Annotated in this window: 12 protein-coding genes and 2 pseudogenes; 5 read left to right on the top strand and 9 right to left on the bottom strand. The window is 71.3% G+C overall.

The window, feature by feature from the left end; all coding sequences use genetic code 11:
• Positions 1-581 precede the first annotated feature (581 nt).
• Positions 582-1,118 carry a YbjN domain-containing protein gene (locus AB0903_RS26845; RefSeq protein ID WP_366707041.1) on the top strand — a complete coding sequence of 179 codons (537 nt, stop codon included), beginning with the start codon at positions 582-584 and terminating at the stop codon, positions 1,116-1,118.
• Positions 1,119-1,134: 16 nt separating this feature from the next.
• On the opposite strand, the pseudogene AB0903_RS26850 reads toward AB0903_RS26845, so the two are convergent.
• The 3 genes and pseudogenes from AB0903_RS26850 to AB0903_RS26860 form a co-directional block, all read right to left on the bottom strand.
• Positions 1,135-1,479, bottom strand: a pseudogene (locus tag AB0903_RS26850) (hypothetical protein); the annotation flags it as partial.
• A gap of 146 nt (positions 1,480-1,625) precedes the next feature.
• Positions 1,626-2,900, bottom strand: a complete 1,275-nt coding sequence (locus AB0903_RS26855) for an SWIM zinc finger family protein (protein WP_366707043.1) — start codon at positions 2,898-2,900, stop codon at positions 1,626-1,628.
• A 103-nt stretch (positions 2,901-3,003) separates the two neighbouring features.
• Entirely contained in the window at positions 3,004-5,847 is a 2,844-nt protein-coding gene (locus AB0903_RS26860) for a DEAD/DEAH box helicase (RefSeq protein ID WP_366707126.1), read from the bottom strand.
• 297 nt (positions 5,848-6,144) lie between these two features.
• Here AB0903_RS26860 and AB0903_RS26865 point away from each other — a divergent pair, with 297 nt between their 5' ends.
• The 3 genes from AB0903_RS26865 to AB0903_RS26875 all read left to right on the top strand — a co-directional run bounded on the left by AB0903_RS26865 (position 6,145) and on the right by AB0903_RS26875 (position 10,800).
• Positions 6,145-8,301 carry a plasmid pRiA4b ORF-3 family protein gene (locus AB0903_RS26865; RefSeq protein WP_366707045.1) on the top strand — a complete coding sequence of 719 codons (2,157 nt, stop codon included), beginning with the start codon at positions 6,145-6,147 and terminating at the stop codon, positions 8,299-8,301.
• Between the two features lie 493 nt (positions 8,302-8,794).
• Complete coding sequence (locus AB0903_RS26870; RefSeq protein ID WP_366707047.1) at positions 8,795-8,947, top strand: DUF5958 family protein; 153 nt, start codon at positions 8,795-8,797, stop codon at positions 8,945-8,947.
• A 68-nt stretch (positions 8,948-9,015) separates the two neighbouring features.
• Positions 9,016-10,800, top strand: coding sequence for a hypothetical protein (locus tag AB0903_RS26875; protein ID WP_366707049.1), 1,785 nt, complete (start codon positions 9,016-9,018; stop codon positions 10,798-10,800).
• A 517-nt stretch (positions 10,801-11,317) separates the two neighbouring features.
• Here AB0903_RS26875 and AB0903_RS26880 read toward each other — a convergent pair.
• From AB0903_RS26880 to AB0903_RS26905, 6 genes and pseudogenes are all read right to left on the bottom strand, one after another.
• Positions 11,318-11,509: a hypothetical protein gene (locus AB0903_RS26880; RefSeq protein WP_366707051.1), complete on the bottom strand. Its 192-nt coding sequence runs from the start codon at positions 11,507-11,509 to the stop codon at positions 11,318-11,320.
• 86 nt (positions 11,510-11,595) lie between these two features.
• Entirely contained in the window at positions 11,596-12,543 is a 948-nt protein-coding gene (fxlM, locus tag AB0903_RS26885) for a methyltransferase, FxLD system (RefSeq protein ID WP_366707053.1), read from the bottom strand.
• An 87-nt stretch (positions 12,544-12,630) separates the two neighbouring features.
• Positions 12,631-13,806: a lanthionine synthetase C family protein gene (locus AB0903_RS26890; protein WP_366707055.1), complete on the bottom strand. Its 1,176-nt coding sequence runs from the start codon at positions 13,804-13,806 to the stop codon at positions 12,631-12,633.
• Between the two features lie 210 nt (positions 13,807-14,016).
• Positions 14,017-15,261: a thiopeptide-type bacteriocin biosynthesis protein gene (locus tag AB0903_RS26895; protein ID WP_366707057.1), complete on the bottom strand. Its 1,245-nt coding sequence runs from the start codon at positions 15,259-15,261 to the stop codon at positions 14,017-14,019.
• A gap of 35 nt (positions 15,262-15,296) precedes the next feature.
• Positions 15,297-16,463 (bottom strand): pyridoxal phosphate-dependent aminotransferase, encoded by a 1,167-nt coding sequence (locus AB0903_RS26900; RefSeq protein WP_366707059.1) that lies wholly within the window; start codon positions 16,461-16,463, stop codon positions 15,297-15,299.
• 110 nt (positions 16,464-16,573) lie between these two features.
• Positions 16,574-17,348: pseudogene (locus AB0903_RS26905) on the bottom strand (aminotransferase class I/II-fold pyridoxal phosphate-dependent enzyme); the annotation flags it as partial.
• Positions 17,349-17,537: 189 nt separating this feature from the next.
• On the opposite strand from AB0903_RS26905, the gene AB0903_RS26910 reads away from it, so the two are divergent.
• Positions 17,538-17,774 carry a hypothetical protein gene (locus AB0903_RS26910; RefSeq protein ID WP_366707061.1) on the top strand — a complete coding sequence of 79 codons (237 nt, stop codon included), beginning with the start codon at positions 17,538-17,540 and terminating at the stop codon, positions 17,772-17,774.
• Positions 17,775-17,838: the final 64 nt, after the last annotated feature.

A 17,838-nucleotide genomic window follows, 5' to 3' on the forward strand; every position in this document is an offset into this window, starting at 1 on the left:
GGGCCCGTAGGTGAGCTGGTATGTGGGGCGGCGTGGGTCGGTAGTCTCCCGGCCCGGGGCGGGGGGCGCCCCCCCCCGGCCCCGGGCCTGTCGCTCGGACCGTGCAGGCGGCGAGACGGACGAGGGTGGTGTCGGCGGCCTCGCCCGGCCTCGCCCGTCCTCGTACGTCACCGTCACCGTCGCCGCCGCCGGCGCGCCGTCGCCGTCGCGTCGACCGCGGCCGCTCCGCCCGGCGGGGCGGGGGTCCGCGCGGGGACGGTCGGCGGTCGCGGACGCGATGGCGTCGCCGGTCGGCGCGGGTTTCCCGCCCTCCGCTTCCGACCGCCGGTCCGGTGCGGGATGCCGGTCCGTGGTGCGGGCGTGCCCGACCGCCGGTCCGGTGCGGGCGTGCCGGTCTGCTTCCGACCGTCTGTCCGGTGCGGGATGCCCGCCTACCCCGGACGGCCCGTTCGTCCCGTCCCGCCCCGTGTCATTTCACGCCGGGATCTTGTCAGCCCGCAGCGGATCGCGGGCGGCGGGGCTTGCCACCCCCCGCCGGGGATGGGAGAGGATGGCGGCATCCGTACGAAGGGAAATACACGGTGACCATCGATCCGTCCTCGATTCCGAATTTCGGGGGCCAGCCCAAGCCCCAGGCCGCAGGACCGGCGGGCCCCGTCGTTCCCGACCAGGATCTCGTCAAGCAGCTCCTCGACCAGATGGAGCTGAAGTACGTCGTCGACGACGAGGGTGACCTCGCGGCGCCGTGGGAGGACTTCCGCACGTACTTCATGTTCCGTGGCGAGAACGAGCAGCAGGTGTTCTCGGTGCGGACGTTCTACGACCGTCCCCACGCGGTCACCGAGAAGGCCAAGATCCTCGACGCGATCGACGACTGGAACCGCCGCACGCTGTGGCCGAAGGTCTACACGCACCTGCACGAGGAGGAGGGTGCGGAGCTGCCGACGATCCGCCTCATCGGCGAGGCCCAGATGCTGATCGGCACGGGCGTGAGCCTCGAGCACTTCGTGTCGTCCACGGTCAGCTGGGTGCGCGCGTCGATCGAGTTCGACAAGTGGCTCGCGGAGCAGTTCGGCCTGGCCGTCAAGGAGGAGGAGAAGCCCGCCGACGACGCCTGACGCGTCGGTGCGGTTCTCACGGCCCGGCCGGCTCCCGATCCTGGTGATCGCGGGCCGACCGGGCCGCTTCGTCTCCCGGTGCCGCTCCCGCTCCGGACGCCAGGGACTTCAGGCGGGCCACCGCCGCGCGCAGAACGTCCGCCTTCTTGAGAACGCGAACCGAACGAACGGCGCACCCTCCTCACGGTGGTCGAAGAAGACCGCGTTCGGGATGGCGACCACACCGCGGCGCGCGGCAGAAGGCGAAGCCGTCCGATTCGGCGATCGCGTACTGGAACGGTCCCGCGCCGACGTACGTCAGGAACTGCTTCGTGGAGCGGACGGCGGTCACGAGTTCTGCGGTACCGGTCACCCAGGCCACTCCTCGTTCACACACTCATTCGTATGTGGCGCACCGGGCTCACCGGGGTCCGCCGTCGCCGACCGGATCCGCGCATCCGCGCCGCGCGACCGAACGCACCACGCGGTCGGGGACGGAATCGGTGGATCGCAGGGGCACCCCGGGCATCATGCTTCGAGGAGAGCGGTCAGGACGACGGCGGGGTCGGCGTCAGGCGGTCCGGCCGGCCACCAGGTGCCCTGGCCCTTGGTGTACGGGTACCACAGACCGTCCCGGCCCAGGCGCAGTTGGGCGTCGCGGCCCTCGACGGTCCAGCGGTTGCGCCAGGAGCGGAGCCGGGGCGTTCTGCCGTCGGCCCAGTCCGCTCGCAGCGCCTCGCGGTCGCGCTCCAGACGGGAGGCGGGTGGGGTCCAAGGGTTTTCCAGCACGTCCAGGGATGCGACGCCGCCGTGCCGCCAGGCGCGGGTGGCGGCGGCGAGTTCGCGGGGGGTGCGGCCGCAGTTCGAAGCGATCTGGGCGAAGTCCTCCAGGGTGTGGTGAGCGGCGGCGAAGCGGACGGCGTCCTGCCATTCGGTGAGCGGGACGGGCGGAGCCGTGTCGGCATGCCGCGCGCCGAGGGCTCCGGCGAGCAGATGGTGCGCACGCATCGCGGCGTCCGCGGCGAGCAGTTCGAGTGCGGCCGGGTCCACGCCTGGCTCCGGGACGGCCGAGTCCACCAGCGCGGGGCCGCGGCCGGCCCGTTCCGGCAGCGGCGGCGGGGCAGGCAGGGTCGGCAGGTCGGTGCGTGAGGCGAAGGCGGGTCCTGCGGGATCGCCGGTCCGCGCCGGGGACCCGCCCGGATCCGCTCGTGCCGTTGTCGCAGACACCGCGGCTTCGGCGGAGGCGCGGGCGGTGTTGCGGCGGCCGAGCTCGTCCATCAGCTCCTGCTCGCCGCGCCCCCGCAGGAGCAGCAGCACGAAGGGGTCGCGGTCCAGAAGCCGGGCGACCTGGTAACAGAGGGCCGCGGCGTGTTTGCAGGGGTAGCCCCAGTCGGGGCAGCCGCACTCGGGGTCGAGGTCCCGTGGGCCGGGCAGCAGCGGGACACCGGCGGCTGCCGCGTCGTCGGCGAGCCCGGCGGGCATCTCGCCGTCCAGCAGTGCGGCGATGTTGGCGGCCCGCTCGGCGATCATGTCGAGCAGCCGGTCCCACTGCTGGTCCGTCAGCTGTTCGACCTGGACCGTGGAACGGTACGGGGTGCGGCGGCTGCCCTGCACCGGGGCGGCAGCCGAGCCGGGGGCGACGGTGACCGGTCCGACCCCGGGGTGCGGCGGCTGCCCTGCACCGGGGCGGCAGCCGAGCCGGGGGCGACGGTGACCGGTCCGACCGCGCCGCCGCGCGCGTAGGTCCGGCCTCGCGACAGGCGGCCGGAGTCCAAGGAGGACTCCTCCAGGGAACGCAGCCATGCGCGGCCCCACCAGGAGGCGGCGAAGGGCGCGCGGCTGCCCTTGGCCGGCGGGAGTGCGTCGAAGGTACGGGCAGCCGACTCGCCCGGCCGGCTACGCCCGGTCATCGTCCCGTCCTTCGCAGTGTGACCAGTTCGGCCAGTTCGCTGTCGCTCAGTTCGCTGAAGGCCGCCTCGCCAGAGCCGAGCACCGAGTCGGCCAGTTCCCGCTTCTGGCGGAGCATCTCGGCGACCCGGTCCTCCACGGTGCCCTCGGCGATCAGCTTGTGCACCTGAACCGGCTGGGTCTGTCCGATCCGGTAGGCGCGGTCGGTGGCCTGGTCCTCCACGGCCGGGTTCCACCAGCGGTCGTAGTGGATGACGTGTCCGGCCCGGGTCAGGTTCAGACCGGTCCCGGCGGCCTTGAGGGACAGCAGGAACACCTTCTTCTCGCCGGTCTGGAAGGCGTCGACCATCTCCTCGCGGCGTTTGACCGTGGTGCCTCCGTGCAGGAACAGGGTGTCCACGCCGCGGTCGGCCAGGTGGCGTTCGATCAGCGCGCCCATGGCCACGTACTGGGTGAAGACCAGGGCCGACCCGTCCTCGGCCAGGACGGTGTCCAGGAGTTCGTCCAGGAGTTCCAATTTCCCCGAGCGGCCCGGGAGCTTGACGTCCGCGGGTTCCTTCAGGAACTGCGCGGGGTGGTTGCAGATCTGCTTCAGGCCGGTGAGGAGCTTCATCACCAGGCCGCGCCGGGTGATGCCCTGCCTCTCCTCGATCTCGGCCATGAGCTCGCGTACCAGCGCCTCGTACAGTGAGACCTGTTCCTTCGTCAGGGACACCGGCTGGTCGGTCTCGGTCTTGGGCGGCAGTTCGGGCGCGATGCCGGGGTCGGACTTGCGCCGGCGCAGCAGGAAGGGGCGGACCAGGGCGGCCAGCTGCCGGGCGGCCTGTTCGTCGCGGTCGCCCTCGACGGCCGTGGCGTAGCGGTCACGGAAGGAGGTGAGCGTGCCGAGCAGGCCGGGGGTGGTCCAGTCGAGCAGTGACCACAGTTCGGACAGGTTGTTCTCGACCGGGGTGCCGGTCAACGCGACCCTTCCCCGGGAGGGGATCCGGCGCAGGGCCTGGGCGGTGAGCGCGTGCGGGTTCTTGACGTGCTGGGCCTCGTCGGCGACGAGCAGGCCCCAGGGCTGCTCGGTGAGGCGTTCGGTGTCGCGGCGCATGGTCCCGTAGGTGGTCAGGACGAAGCCGCCGTCCGCTCCGCCGTCGAGGCCGGCCAGGTCACGACCGGGGCCGTGGAAGCGGCGCACCGGGGTGGCGGGTGCGAAGCGCCGGATCTCGCGCTCCCAGTTGCCGAGCAGCGAGGCGGGGCAGACCACCAGGGTCGGGCCGGCGGTGGTCTTCCGCTCCTGGCGACGCAGGTGGAGAGCGATCAGGGTCACGGTCTTGCCCAGGCCCATGTCGTCGGCGAGGCAGCCGCCCAGGCCGAGCGAGGTCATCCGGTGCAGCCAGTTCAGGCCGCGCAGCTGGTAGTCGCGCAGGGTTGCGGCCAGGGCTTTCGGCGGCCCCTGGGGCTCGCGCGCGGCGCGAGCCTCGGGGTCGGCGATCCGGGAGCGCAGCTCCTCCAGTACGCCGCTCGCGGTGACCGCCACCTGTTCGCCGTCCACCTCCACGCTGCCGGTGAGCGCGGCGCCCAGGGCGTCGATCGGGGTGAGCGGGGCCGTCCTGGACTGCGCGGCCCGGCGCAGCCGGCGGACCAGATCCGGGTCCACGACCACCCACTGGTCGCGCAGCCGCACGATCGGCCGGTGTGCCTGGACCAGCCGCTCCAGCTCCTCCTCGGTGAGCTCCCGGTCTCCGAGCGCGACCCGCCAGCGGAAGTCCAGCAGGCCGCCGGAGGACAGGAACGACTCGGCCGCAGACTGCGTTCCCTGTCGGCGTACGGGTTCCAGGACGCCGGAGGCCGTCAGCTCGTGTACCAGCTCCTTGGGCCAGTGCACGGCGACGCCGGCGGCGGCAAGGCTTTCCGCCGCGTCGCCCAGCAGCGCCTGGGCCTCCTCGTCGGACAGCTCCAGGCCGGCCGGGGCGGCGGAGTCCAGCAGCCGTCCGGCCGGGGGCCAGGCGCGGGCGGCCCGGCGCAGCGTCAGCAGGGTGTCCACCTGGGCCCGTGGGCCGAACAGTTCGGGGGCGGTGGCCCTGCCGGACCACAGGTCCGCGGCGTCGACGAGAACCGTGGGATCGGCCAGACTGCGCAACTGGACCACGGCCCGGAAGGAGTCCGCGCGGTTCAGTTCCAGCCGCAGCGAGACAGCCAGACCCGCGTCGCGGCCGGCAGCGACCTCCGCCGCCCACCCCCGCTGCTCGGGCACGGACTGCGGGGCGCGTACCGCGAACGCCGGTCCGCCGGTCACCTGGCGGGCGGAGGGAGGGCGGGCGAGGGAATCGGCCATGGCATCCAGGAAGGCCCGCAGCAGTGGCTCGGCCGCCGGAAGCGCGAGGGGGGAGACTCCAGGGACCGCGACCGCGCGGGCCTGAGGAGGCATGGCGGCGGCAAGGGTGGCCAGCCGCTCGTGGTCCTCGGTGTCCAGCGGGCCGACCCGCCAGGCGTCGAATCCTTCGGGTGACACCCCGGGCAGTATCCGGCCACGGGCGAGGAGACGCAGTCCCAGCAGGGCCGCTGTGCCCCAGAACGCGGTACCGGCCGATGCCCGCCCGCTGCCGTCCGCACCGAGTGCCCGGCAGCGGGTCAGCAGCGGCAGCGCCTGCTCCACGGAGAGCGATACGGCGGCCACCCGCGCCCGGCGCACGGACGAACCGTGCGGGCGGACCACGGTGAGTTCCTCGGGTTCCATCCCGAGGTTCGGTGGCTCGCTCCCAGGCGCCCAGAACGCCATCCGTCCCGTCCGAGGGGGATCCGCGGGAAGGAACACCGCCTCGCCCAGGGCGAGCTCCGGCAACCCGGCAAACATCCGTTCCCGGTCCGGAGTCGCCGACTCGGGCTCCGCCGACGGATAGACCTTCGCCCTCACGTCCACTCCTGGCCTGGCTTCCGCAACTGTTCGGGAGGGCGCGGGTGGTAGCCCACGTGCCCTCGGCAGGTCAAGGCTATCCGCGCAGACGGACAGCGACTGCCAGAAGTGTTTCGCCCACTCGGCGCAGTGCGGAAAGATGTCGCCGGCACCTGCCAGTGACCGGCGCGACCCCTTCGCGATCGCAGCCCGTCACCGGTGTCGGAATCCACCTCCGCCTTGAGGGAACTTTTTGCCGTGACCGCCGAGCCCGTGCCCACGTACCAGTTGAAGATCGCCCTGCGAGACACCAGCCCGCCGGTCTGGCGCCGGGTCACTCTGCCCGCCGACACCTCGCTCGGCTGCCTGCACGACATCGTCCAGGTGTGCTTCGGCTGGGACGACTCGCACCTGCATTCGTTCACCGAACCTGACTCCGGGCGCCAATTCGTCGACCTCGACGCACCGGTGGACCGCGATCCTTTCCACGATGCCGACGAGGAGTCCGTGACCGTGGCGGAGGTGCTGCCCTACGAAGGCGGCCGGCTCGATTACACCTACGACTTCGGCGACGACTGGCGGCACCGGATCACGCTGGAGAAGATCCTTCCCGCGTCCACCCCCGACCGACGCGTCAGCTGTACCGGGGGCCGCCGCGCCATGCCCTGTGCCGAGGACATCGGGGGAGCCTGGGGGCTGCAAGCCGTACTCGACGCCGTCGCGGACCGAGGCGCACCGGCCCCCGAGCCGTGGACCGACCTGGTGGAAACCCTGCGCGAGCAGGGCTTCGACCCCGCCCGCTTCGACCGCGACGCCCTGGACCGGGAACTGGCCGGCCTGGACCCACAGCCGCCCACGGCCACCCCGGGATCAGGCCCGGCCGAAACCGCCCCCGGTGGGCGGCGCTGTTCCTGTGGCGAGGTCCACGACGACGAGGACGGCGATGACCGGGACATGGATTCCCCGGTGCGACCCGTCTCCCTGGCACCGCGCGCGGAACTCGCCGCTGCCGCCCGGCAGGTGCCGCTGATCGCCTCCGCGCTCCGCCTGGCCCACTGGTGCCAGGGCGGACGAGCCGTTACGTCCCGGGACGTGCTCAAGCCCGCACTGGGCCGCCAGGCCGTCCAGGAACTCGAACTCTGGACCCAGGACGACGAGCTGAGCGAACTCCGGCCCGAGGAGCGCGACAAGCGGCTGACCCGCCTGCGCAGCTCCGGTGACCTGTCCTGCCTGGACGGCCCCTGGCAGCTCGCCGTGTACGCGGACCTGGTGGAGATCGGCAAAGGCATCGCCCACCCCGGTACCGGCCTGCCCGCCACCGTGGGAGACGAGGGAGTACTGGACCTCTGGTGCCATGCGCTCGAGGACGAACTCGACAACCTGAACGACCTCGGGAACCTCGGGCTGCCCCCGGTGCTGCTGAGCGGGCTGGGCATGGAGGACGAGGACGGCGCCGGCCTGGCAGCGGTGGTGCTGCGGGCACTGTACGAGGTTCCCGACGGTGAATGGCTGGACAGCGCGCTGCTCGTCGGCGCCCTTCGCGAGGGCCTTCCGAAGCAGCAGGCACGACTGGTCGAGCTGTTTCTCCTGCAGATCCTCGACCGGGCGGCCTCTGCCCTTGCCGAGTACCAGGCGGCGGAAGTCGAGAGCGGCCCGCAGACGAGCCGACAGCGCGATCACATCGTCCTCGGCATCCTCGGCATCGAGGCGGGCACCGAGGACAGTGACGGCACCCCGCCGGCCGGGACACGGTTCAGGCTCACCCCACTTGGACGCCACGGGCTGCGCGAGTACCTGCTCGCCGAGGGATTCCACGCCCCGCTCATCGGCGAACTGGCCGACGCCGACGCCCTGACGCTGCTCGACGCCCTGCTCGACTACGACCAGGACGCCGCCCATGCCGAGATCGCCGGGTGGATCAGCCATCGGGGCCAGGGCCCGGCCGCTGTCCAGCTCATCGACGCCTGCGCCGGGTTGGAGGCCGACGCGGCCCTCCGCCGCCTTGCCGCCGCGCCGGTGCTCGCGGAACTCGACGAAGCCAGAGCGCTCGCGGTCCTGCGCAAAGCCGCGGTTTCGGGTGTCCCCGGCTGCGCCGAGACCGCGGCGATCGCGCTGGCCGACCGTGGTGAGATCCCCGAGGGACACGGTCCGGAACTCCGGCTGTGGGGGCTCGTGGACCATCTGTGGGGCCCGCTCGGCGTGGCGGACGAGGCACTCGCCATGTTCCTGGAACAGGAGGAGGACTCGGTACTGCCGCTCCTGGAGCAGGCCGCCGACGACCTGTGGCGCTGCGACCACCCCGCCACCGGGGCCGTTCTGGATGCGGCGGGGCGACTTCTGAGGGCTCGGGACAAGGCGCTGGCCAAGCGACTACGCAGGTCCGCGACCAAAGTCGGATCACAGCGTCGAGGATGAGGAGCCGACGCGCTGACCGCTGCGCGACGCTGAGGCCGACAGAGGCTGTGCTCGATCCGCTCGAGTCCGGTCAGCTCTCCCTGCCTTGTTGTTCGGGATGAGCGAGCCATTCGTAGGGCTCACCCAGGGGGTCCGGGTGTGGCTTTCAGCTCTCTGCCGTCTGTGGCTGACTCCGATTCGCCCACAGCCCCGCACGAGCACTGACCTGGCGCATCCGCCGCCTCGGCGAACGCCACGCGCCCGGCCCACGAGCCCAAGCAGCCAACGCGCACCACGCCGCAGCGCACCCACCGCTCCGCGCCCGCAGGAACCCCAGACACGGCGACGCTGATCACCCCTACGCCCAGCCGCCGCGATCAGCGACGCCCTTGTACGGCGCTTCCGCAGCACCCACCTGCCCGCCCCGGAAAACCCCCAGGACACGCCTCCCGACCCAAGCACCGCGCCCCGCCCTCAGCGCCCGCCGCGCGATCCGTGAACGACGCCGCTCGTCATGCCCCCAGCACTGTTTCGGCTTCTGGTACCCCTGCTTGGAGTGGCCGACAAGCAGCGCGGGGAGCGGTTCTGCGCCGCCAGGTGCACCCATGCCTGGCACCAGCCAGTCCGGAATCAACTCGGTGGATTCGGGCTGCCCGCAAGGCGTTGAGCCGTAGACTCCGGCAGTCGACGCCGACGACGTCCGGCCGTTGCGCGCGCCCGCGGGGAGGAGATCGCATGCAGGACCCTTCGGACTCGATGGAGATCGCCGAGCCTGAGGAGAACGGCCGGAGCGATACCGCCGACTCACCTGTTGTGGACGATCCGACGTCCGACTCGGACATCGACGCGACGACGACGTCGACGGTCCTGGTGGAGGTGCTCCCAGGGGTGGCCGTCGTCGCCGGTGAGGTCCCGCCGGAGCTGAAGCCCGATCTGATCGACTTCGGGATAGTGCCGGCTGCCGACCGCAAGCAGATCTCAGCGATCCTCGCCTCGATCGGGAACGCGGCGACCGTGGTCGGCAATCTCGGAAACGCGTTCGCCGGCGTGCAGGGGCTCTACAGGATCGGCGACACGGCACAGACCCTGCTGAACAGCGGCGCGACGCTCGCCGTCAAGGACGGCGCGAACCTCGGAACAGTGATGGTTCCTGGCCGCATCCTGCATGCGGCCCGCTTCTACCCCGTGAATGCGGTGAGCAAGGCGCAGACCGCGGCCTCGATCGGGCCGGCGCTGGCCATGGTCGCCCTTCAGATGATGCTGAGTGAAGTCTCGGGCCTCGTCAGGACCAACCTCGCGGTGACAAGTCAGGTCCTCACCACCATCCGCAAGGATCAGTGGGCCGAACTGACAGGGCTCGTCGCCGCCATCGATCGCGCGGTCGATCAGGCGCGAGAGATCGAGTCGGTCCCGACGTCCTTGTGGGAGGACGTCGCGGGCAGTGGAGCGCTGCTGCAGAAGCAGCTTGAGCTCTACCAGGGGAACGTCCGCGACCACGTCAGGCAGATCGGTCGGGCCGACGCACGCAGCCACCGCGAGTATCTGCAGACGAACGCCGAGGCGATCGCCTTCGACGCCTACGCCCTCCTGTCCTCCCTCAAGGCATGGACCGGGTATCACGCGCTCCGCGCCGCGAGGGCGAGAGCCGCTGGACGCGAAGACGCCGCCGAGGCGCAATACGCCGAGGTCATCGCGCGCGACACCCGCGCGGAGTTCGACTCCGCTCTCGCCGAGTCGACGAGCCTCGTCGACGCGCTGGCGCGGGAGCTGCGGATCACCGCCGAGCTCCCCGGACCCGACGCATGGCCGCTGCCGGGGAAGCGGAAGGACGTGAAGGCAGCCCGCGAAGTCTCCGCCCGGCTTCTGGAGGCGATCGAGCCTCTTGCCGATACTCTCCATCCGCCGGCCCCTCCGCTCGAGGCTCCGGGCGTTGTCTGCGCACCCGAATCGCTGGATTCAGAGCCGTACCTTCGCATTCTGCGATGGCTTCTCGAGGACGGTGAGGCCCTACGTGTCCTCGGCTTCCCCGACCAGCTCGATGCCCTCGGCCCCATTTCCGCGATCGTTGGCGGAGCGAAGGAGAAGTTGGCGGCAGCGAGGGACAAGGCTGCGGCAAAGACACTGGTCGCCGTCACGGATCGCCGCATCATCACGGCCAAGACGAACGCATTCCTCGAGCAAGCCGAGATCCGTCAAGTTATCCTGATCGACCAGGTGCGATACGTCCGAGCAACGACCACACAGGACAGAAGCGCGCGCTTGGCGATCGACCTCATCACGCGCGAAGAGAACATCCGGTGGCTCTTCCACGCTGACATAGACAACACTCAAGTGGACGCGCTCGCCGCCGTGCTTGCCGAGTCGATGACGATCCCGGACGCTGAACGCGATGAGCTGCAACGGCGGCGCCACGCCTCCATTGAGGCGGGCGAGAAGAGCGAGAGTACCGGCACGAGGTCTGCCGAACCGACTGGATCCGAGCCACGACCTGCGATGCCGAGTAGGCCCCGAGCCGATTGACCAGTTCGTGGAGGAAGATCGTCTACCAGGTCGACTCCGGCACCGCGTGAGGGTGGTACGAGGCCAGTGGAAGTAGAGCGCTGCGACGAGTGCGGCGGCAAGATCGTCCTCGGGCTCGGATGCGAGTGTCCGCCGGGCTCATCGGCGTCGGCGCCCACGCGTTCCGTAGGCACGTTCGTGAAGAGAAAGTGGCGTACTCACCCGGATGACACGGTCCTGATCTCCCCGTCGCAGTGCGCGCACAGGCCCGGCTGGTGCGACCACATGACGGAGGACGACGTACGGCCCCCGCGGTGGGGGTGGATCCCGAATCCCCAGCCTGGGCTCTGGGAGCGGTTGAGCGATGCTTCTCCGGCGAACGCCACCGCGGGCAATCCGAGGCGACGGGCCGTACGGCGGTGCACCGACTGTGAGGCGAACCTCGCGCAGGGGTGACCACCGTGCTCCGACGCAGCACTGTTCTCGTTTCGGTGGGCGCGGCCGCACCTGCCAACGGCTACGCCCACCTGCGTCAGGATCAATAGGCGATGACGAGCCGCACGGAGGGCCGGTCGATCAAGGCCCCGTCGGCGAGGTCGCCGTCCGGTGTGTCCACGGGGTAGGCCGTGACCACGGGTTCGGCGGTCCGGGCCGGGCTCCAGGCGCGGATCTGCGCGCAGATTCGCTCAGCGAGATCGGCGCCGGCCGGGCCGTAGCCGACGGCTCCCAACCGGAACCGGGGTTGTGCCCCCGGGTCTTCGGCGGTCCGCTCCAGAGTGAGGTACGCGATGGAGTCCCCCTCGACGAGGGCGGGGCTCAGGGCGGGCGAGGCGGGGGGGGGTGGAGACCTGCCTCCATCGCTTCGGGCTTGACGGTGATGCGGCAGGTCGCTCGCTCCGTGGCGCTCAGCCGTAGCCAGACGCCGTCGAACGACTCGACGGGTCCGACCGTCACATCGGTCCAAGCGACCGATTTCGGTTGGGTGAGGACGTCGCGCAGGAGGTCCAAGGCGATGGACTGGTCCTCGTCCCAGTAGAGCCTGACGAGCCGGTCGTCGTCGATGTAGTCGTTCCGCTCCCCGTCCTGGCCGATCACCGGGAGGAAGCCGCACATCTTGACGGAGTCGGACCGCATCCGCCTCTCCTCGCGTTGGAAGGCCACGGCCCTGGAGAGCCCGCGCCATCGCAGTGGGACCACGAGGCGTCCGCCGACGGCGAGCTGGTCCCACCAGGCACCGGGGAGGTCCCACATACCGACCGTGGCGATCATTCGGTCGTAGGGGCTGAACTCCGGGGCGCCGAGTGCGCCATCCCTCGTGACCACGCGAACGTCTTCGTATCCGTTCGCGTCGAGCATCCGGCGGGTGTAGGCGGTCACGTCGGGGTCGATGTCGCATGTGGTGACCTGTCCGGACTTCCCGGTGAGGTGCTTGAGGAGGGCGGCGTTGTAGCCGGTGCCGGCCCCGATCTCGAAGACGTTCTCGCCTTCGCGGACCGCGAGCTGGACCAGCATGAAGTGCACGACGTCGGGCTGGGAGGCGCAGCTCAGCGGGAGTGCGTCCTCGTCGGGGTTCTCCTTGATCGTCACGCTCTTGTTGGCGTACGCCTCCTCGAGGGGCGCGTCGGGGAGGAAGGCATGGCGGGGGACGGTCCGCATGGCGGTTTCGACGCGTGCGTCACGGAGGCCGGAGATGTCCTCCTTCAAGATGGCGTCGACCAGGCGGTTGCGCAGGTCCTCGGGGGAGGCGCCAGTGGTGGTGTTCATCGCGTCCTTCCGGAAGGTGCCCGGCCGTGCGTACGGCAGGGGCAGATCGTACTTATTCGTTCTGGTGCGCGGGTGCGGGTCGCGGCTTCATCCCGTCAGGAGCAGGCAGCGGTCCCAGGAGGCGTTGGCCGCCGTGCTGACGGGGTCGGTGAGACGGACCAGGTGGATGCCTGCCGTGCCGTCCATCAGGCCGGCGCCGTCCGGCAGTCCGTGGTGGTCCAAGTGCTTGTTGAGCCTGGCGTTCAGGCGGGGTAGGTGCGACGCGAGTTCGTTGTCGGTGGCGTCGGCGGCGGCACGGGAGACGGTCTGTATGAGCCCCGCCCAGCCGTGGCAGAGGGATGCGTCAGTGAGTTGGTCGAGCTGCTGGTCGTCGGCCAGGCATCCGGTGAGGGCCTGCTCGGCTTGGCGTTGCCGGTCACGGTCGCCGAGGGCGAGGCCGGCGAGTTGCTGGGCGCGGGCGATGCCGGGGGTGCCGTAGCACCAGGACGGGCGTCTCGGTCCTGGGCGCTGGAGCTCGCCGCGTCGGTGTTCGGCTCGGGTGATCAGGTCCGGCCACGAGGCACACGAGCCGGTGCCGTTGCGCCACTGGTCGAGCCAGTCGCAGATCCGGGTGATGGCTTTCGTCTGTCCCGGCACCGTGTGGCCGTGGCGCAGTGCCGCGGACAGCAGCGCCAGCGGTCCGGCGACGCCGTGGGCGAGGCCGAAGTTGCCGTGTCCGCCGGGCCATCGCGGCGACGGCCGCAGATCGGGGCTGTCGCTGGTCCACCAGCCGGGCAGATGTTGCGCCTCGATGATGACCGGTTCTGTCAGCCGCACCAGGTAGGCGAGGACGTCCTGAAGTTCCGTCTTGTGGCCGCGGTGCAGGTGGTACACGCCCAGCCCGGTCAGTCCGCTGATGAGGTCGTACTCGCCCAGGGTGGGCAACGCGCCGCGATCGATGCGGGCGTGTGCCCGCTTGAGTCGTTGGCCTGTGACGTCGGCGAGGTGTGTGTCCAGGGTCGCCAGGGCGCGTGTGGCGGTGTTCGTGCGCATGAAGCTGAGGACGTACGCGACGGCCGGGGCGCCCTCGTACAGACCGCATGCCTCGGAAGCGGCCTGGATCGGGCCCTTGACCATGGCGGCGGCCCACGGCCGGAGCGCGTCCCTGTCGTCTTCGCCGATGTGGGCCCTGACGGCGTGCAGCAGGGCGACCCCCGCCGCACCGGAGTACAGCGACTGCCCCCAGCCGGGCCAGGTGGGTGTGGGCGGCGCGTCGTAGTTCATCAGCGGCTCTCCCCCGGCCAGGCGGCCCGTGCGACGGCGGACTGACGGGCAAGGCGGCGGCAGATCCCCTCGTCCTCCCGGTCCACGCCGCGCAGACGGTTGTGATGTAGTGGGCCCTGACGGCGTGCAGCAGGGCGACCCCCGCCGCACCGGAGTACAGCGACTGCCCCCAGCCGGGCCAGGTGGGTGTGGGCGGCGCGTCGTAGTTCATCAGCGGCTCTCCCCCGGCCAGGCGGCCCGTGCGACGGCGGACTGACGGGCAAGGCGGCGGCAGATCCCCTCGTCCTCCCGGTCCACGCCGCGCAGACGGTTGTGATGTATGTGCAGCAAGGATTCCAGGACGGAGTTGAGGTCCATGCCCTCGGCGAGGCGCTCGCGATACAGCGCCAGGGCCACGGCGCGGCGGTGCCAAGCCTGGGCGAGCGCTTCGCCCCAGCCGCGGGCCTGGGGCGTGGGCCGGCGAACGAATTCGATGGCCTGGTCGCTGACGCCTCGCCCGACGCGAGCCGGAGGCGCGGGCCGGTTCGCCAGCCACCGCATGCCCTCGTCGGGGCCGAGTAAGCCGCAGGCGGTGTCCACCATGCCGACGGCGGCCAGCGCGCGTCCGTCGGCGCCGTCGACTCCGGGGCCCTGCAGGGCGGCGAGGGCGTAGGCCGAGTCGGCCGTGAACACCGCCTCGGCACAGCGCAGGGCCGTGCCTGGGCCGTAACGGCCGATCTCGGGGGTGTACGTGTCGAACACGAGCTTGCTGCTGAGCCCCTCGCGGCGCAGCCCGGTGGCCCATCCGGCGACGAGCTCAGTGCAGGCGGCGTACTGTCCGGGGCTGCGCGTGCGGATGCGCAGGCGCAGGTGGTCGAGATCGCGCGGGGCGCGGTAGCGGACGAACCACCACTCGGGTGTGCCCGGGAGTTGGGCCACGAGCCGCGCGAGGTGAGTGCCGATCAGCTCCTCGAACTGTTCGGGGTGGCTGTAGATCTTGGCATTCAGCCAGGGTGCCTGCACCGCCCCCGGTACGGGTCCGAGGGTGCCGTTGGTGAGTACGGGGAGGAAGCCGGAAAGCGGGTCCGGTATCGGCGGGCGGGTGCTGGTCATCGGCAGGGCGATCTCGTGGACGTGGCCGCCGATCCAGCCGTAGCTCTCCTCGGCCGGCGCTTCCGTGAGAGCGGCATGGGCTTCCCGGTCCAGGTGAGCGCGGAGGACGGTGGCGTGGGCGGGCACGTCGAGTTGGAGCCGCCGGGTCCGGTCGTCCTCCCGCAGCTCGACGGCACCGTGGCAGTGCCACCGCTTCCGCCACCGGCCCAGGGCGTCGGCCCACTCCCGCATGTCCGCGCCGCGGCTTGGAAGGTCGTGGGCGGTCAGGTTCCAGCGACTGGGGGAGAGGACCACGCGCCCGTAGCGGACGCGCGGCAGGAACGGCAGCCGTGCGCCGTGCGGCCCCCAGTCGAAGCCGATCACACCCGAACCTCATTCGGGACGAAGAGGGCGTGAGTTCAGGACGCCAGGTGTCGCAGCCGACTGGCAGCCTCGTCGAGAACGTCGTCCCTCTTGCAGAAGGTGAAGCGGACCTGGCTGCGGCCGGCGTCGGGGTCGTCGTAGAAGACGGAGTTGGGGATGGCAACGACGCCGCAGCGCTCGGGGAGGGCGCGGCAGAAGGCGTAGGCGTCCTTCTCGCCGAAGGGGGTGATGTCGGTGGTGATGAAGTACGTGCCCTGGGGCTGGTAGACCTCGAACCCGGCCGCGCGCAGGCCGTCGCCGAGCAGGTCGCGCTTGCGGCGGAGGTCGGCGCGGAAGCCGTCGAAGTACGCGTCAGGCAGGCGCAGTGCTTCGGCGATCGCGTACTGGAAGGGGCCCGCACTGACGTAAGTCAGGTACTGCTTGGCCGTCCGGACGGCGGAGACGAGCGGGCCGTCCGCCATGACCCAGCCAACCTTCCAACCGGTGAAGGAGAAGGTCTTGCCGGCGGAGGAGATGGAGACGGTGCGCTCACGCATGCCCGGCAGGGCCGCGATGGGGCGGTGCGTGCCTTCGTAGACCAGGTGCTCGTACACCTCGTCGGTGACCACGAGCAGGTCGTGTTCGACGGCGAGTGCGGCGATGGCGCTCTGCTCTTCGGCGGTGAGGACCATCCCGGTCGGGTTGTGGGGGGTGTTGAGGAGAAGGAGGCGAGTCCGCGGGGTGATCTTGGCCCGCAGCTCGTCCAGGTCCGGGCGGAAGGACGGGGCTCGCAGGGTGAGCGGTACGCGCTTCGCGCCGGCCATCGCGATGCAGGCCGCGTAGGAGTCGTAGAAAGGCTCGAAGGCGATCACCTCGTCACCGGGCTCCAGCAACGCGAGCATGGTCGCCGCGATCGCCTCCGTCGCGCCCGTGGTGACCAGGACCTCCGTGTCGGGGTCGAGGCTCAGGTCGTAGAAACGTCGCTGGTGGTCGGCGATCGCCTGGCGCAACTCCGGGATGCCGGGTCCCGGCGGGTACTGGTTGCCGCGCCCGTCCCGTAGCGCTCGTACGGCCGCTTCCCGTACTGACTCCGGCCCGTCCGTGTCCGGGAAGCCCTGGCCCAGGTTGATCGCGCCCGTCGCGGTCGCGAGCGCCGACATCTCCGCGAAGATCGTCGTCCCGAGCCCGTCCAGCCTGCGGTTCAGCAGCGGCCTGCCGCCCATGTCTCCACCGTCCTCACCTCGGGTATCCGTCGATCCTTCGGGACCATCCTTGCCGATGCCCGACCAGACGTTCACGCGGCCAGTGCCCAATAGGTTGGCGAATGGGGATTGACCCAGCCGACCTTCCAGCCGGTGAAAGAGAACGTCTTTCCGGCGCTCGAGATGATGACCGTGCGCTCCCGCATCCCTGGAAACGATGCCAGCGGCACGTGCTCGCCGTCGAGGGCCAGGTGCTCGTAGACCTCGTCGGTGACCACCAGGAGGTCCCGTTCCACGGCCAGCTCGGCGATCCGGGAGAGTTCCCCGCGGGTCAGGACCGTGCCGGTGGGGTTGTGCGGGGTGTTGATCAGGAGCAGCCGGGTGCGGCCCATGACGGCGGCGCGCAGCTCGTCGAGGTCGAGGCAAAAGCCCTGCTCGTGGGGGCGCAGCGTCACCGGCACCCGCACACCGCCCGCCATCGCGATGCACGCCGCGCACGAGTCGTAGTACGGCTCCAGGGCGATCACCTCGTCGCCCGGCTCCACGAGGGCCAGCAGGGCGGCCCTCGATCGCCTCCGTGGCGCCCGCCGTGACGAGGACCTCGGTGTCGGGGTCGTGGACGAGGCCGTGGAAGCGACGCTGGTGCTCCGCGACGGCGTGCCGCAGCTCCGGGACGCCGGGGCCGGGCGGGTACTGGTTGCCGCGCCCGTCCCGCAGCGCCCGTACCGCCGCTTCCCTGACCTCCTCGGGCCCGTCGGTGTCGGGGAAGCCCTGGCCGAGGTTGATCGAGCCGGTGCGCAGGGCCAGCGCCGACATCTCGGCGAAGATCGTGGTGCCGAACTCCGCCAGTCTGCGGTTGAGCAGCGGTCGTGGGCGCTCGTCGCGTGCCGTCCAGTCCGTCGCCATGGGGGCCGTCCTGCGCGGAACCTCTGGAGTTGCTCAAGTCTGCTTTGGCTCCGCGCGGCGGAGGGCATCCCATTGCCACACGGAAAGGGCGTCCCGTGGTCACGGAAAGCGGTCACGGAGCGTCACGGGGGTCCCTCCCCAAGGGCCATCGGCCCGGGAGATGTCCCCCTCGGGGGAAGGAGAAGGACGATGGAAACGCTGGCGGTTCTCGGGATCGTGCTCGCACTGGTCGGCGTGGTCTTCGCGGTGTCGATGGCCAGGGGCAGGCGGCGGCGGGGCGGGGTGGCCGGGTACAGCGGCAGCTGGTGGGCCCCGGGCGGCGGCGCCGGCGGATCGTCGTGCGGGGGCGCGTCGTCCTGCGGCAGCAGCTCGTCCTGCGGTGGCGGTGGCGGTGGCGGCGGGGGCGGATGCGGCGGAGGCAGCTGACACGCGGCAGCCGGCCCGGTGAATGCGCCCGGCGGATGCGGGCAGAAGGCCCAATGTCCCACGG

It is taken from the genome of Streptomyces sp. NPDC048389 (genome assembly GCF_040706335.1).
In the GTDB taxonomy this organism is placed as follows: Bacteria; Actinomycetota; Actinomycetes; order Streptomycetales; family Streptomycetaceae; genus Streptomyces.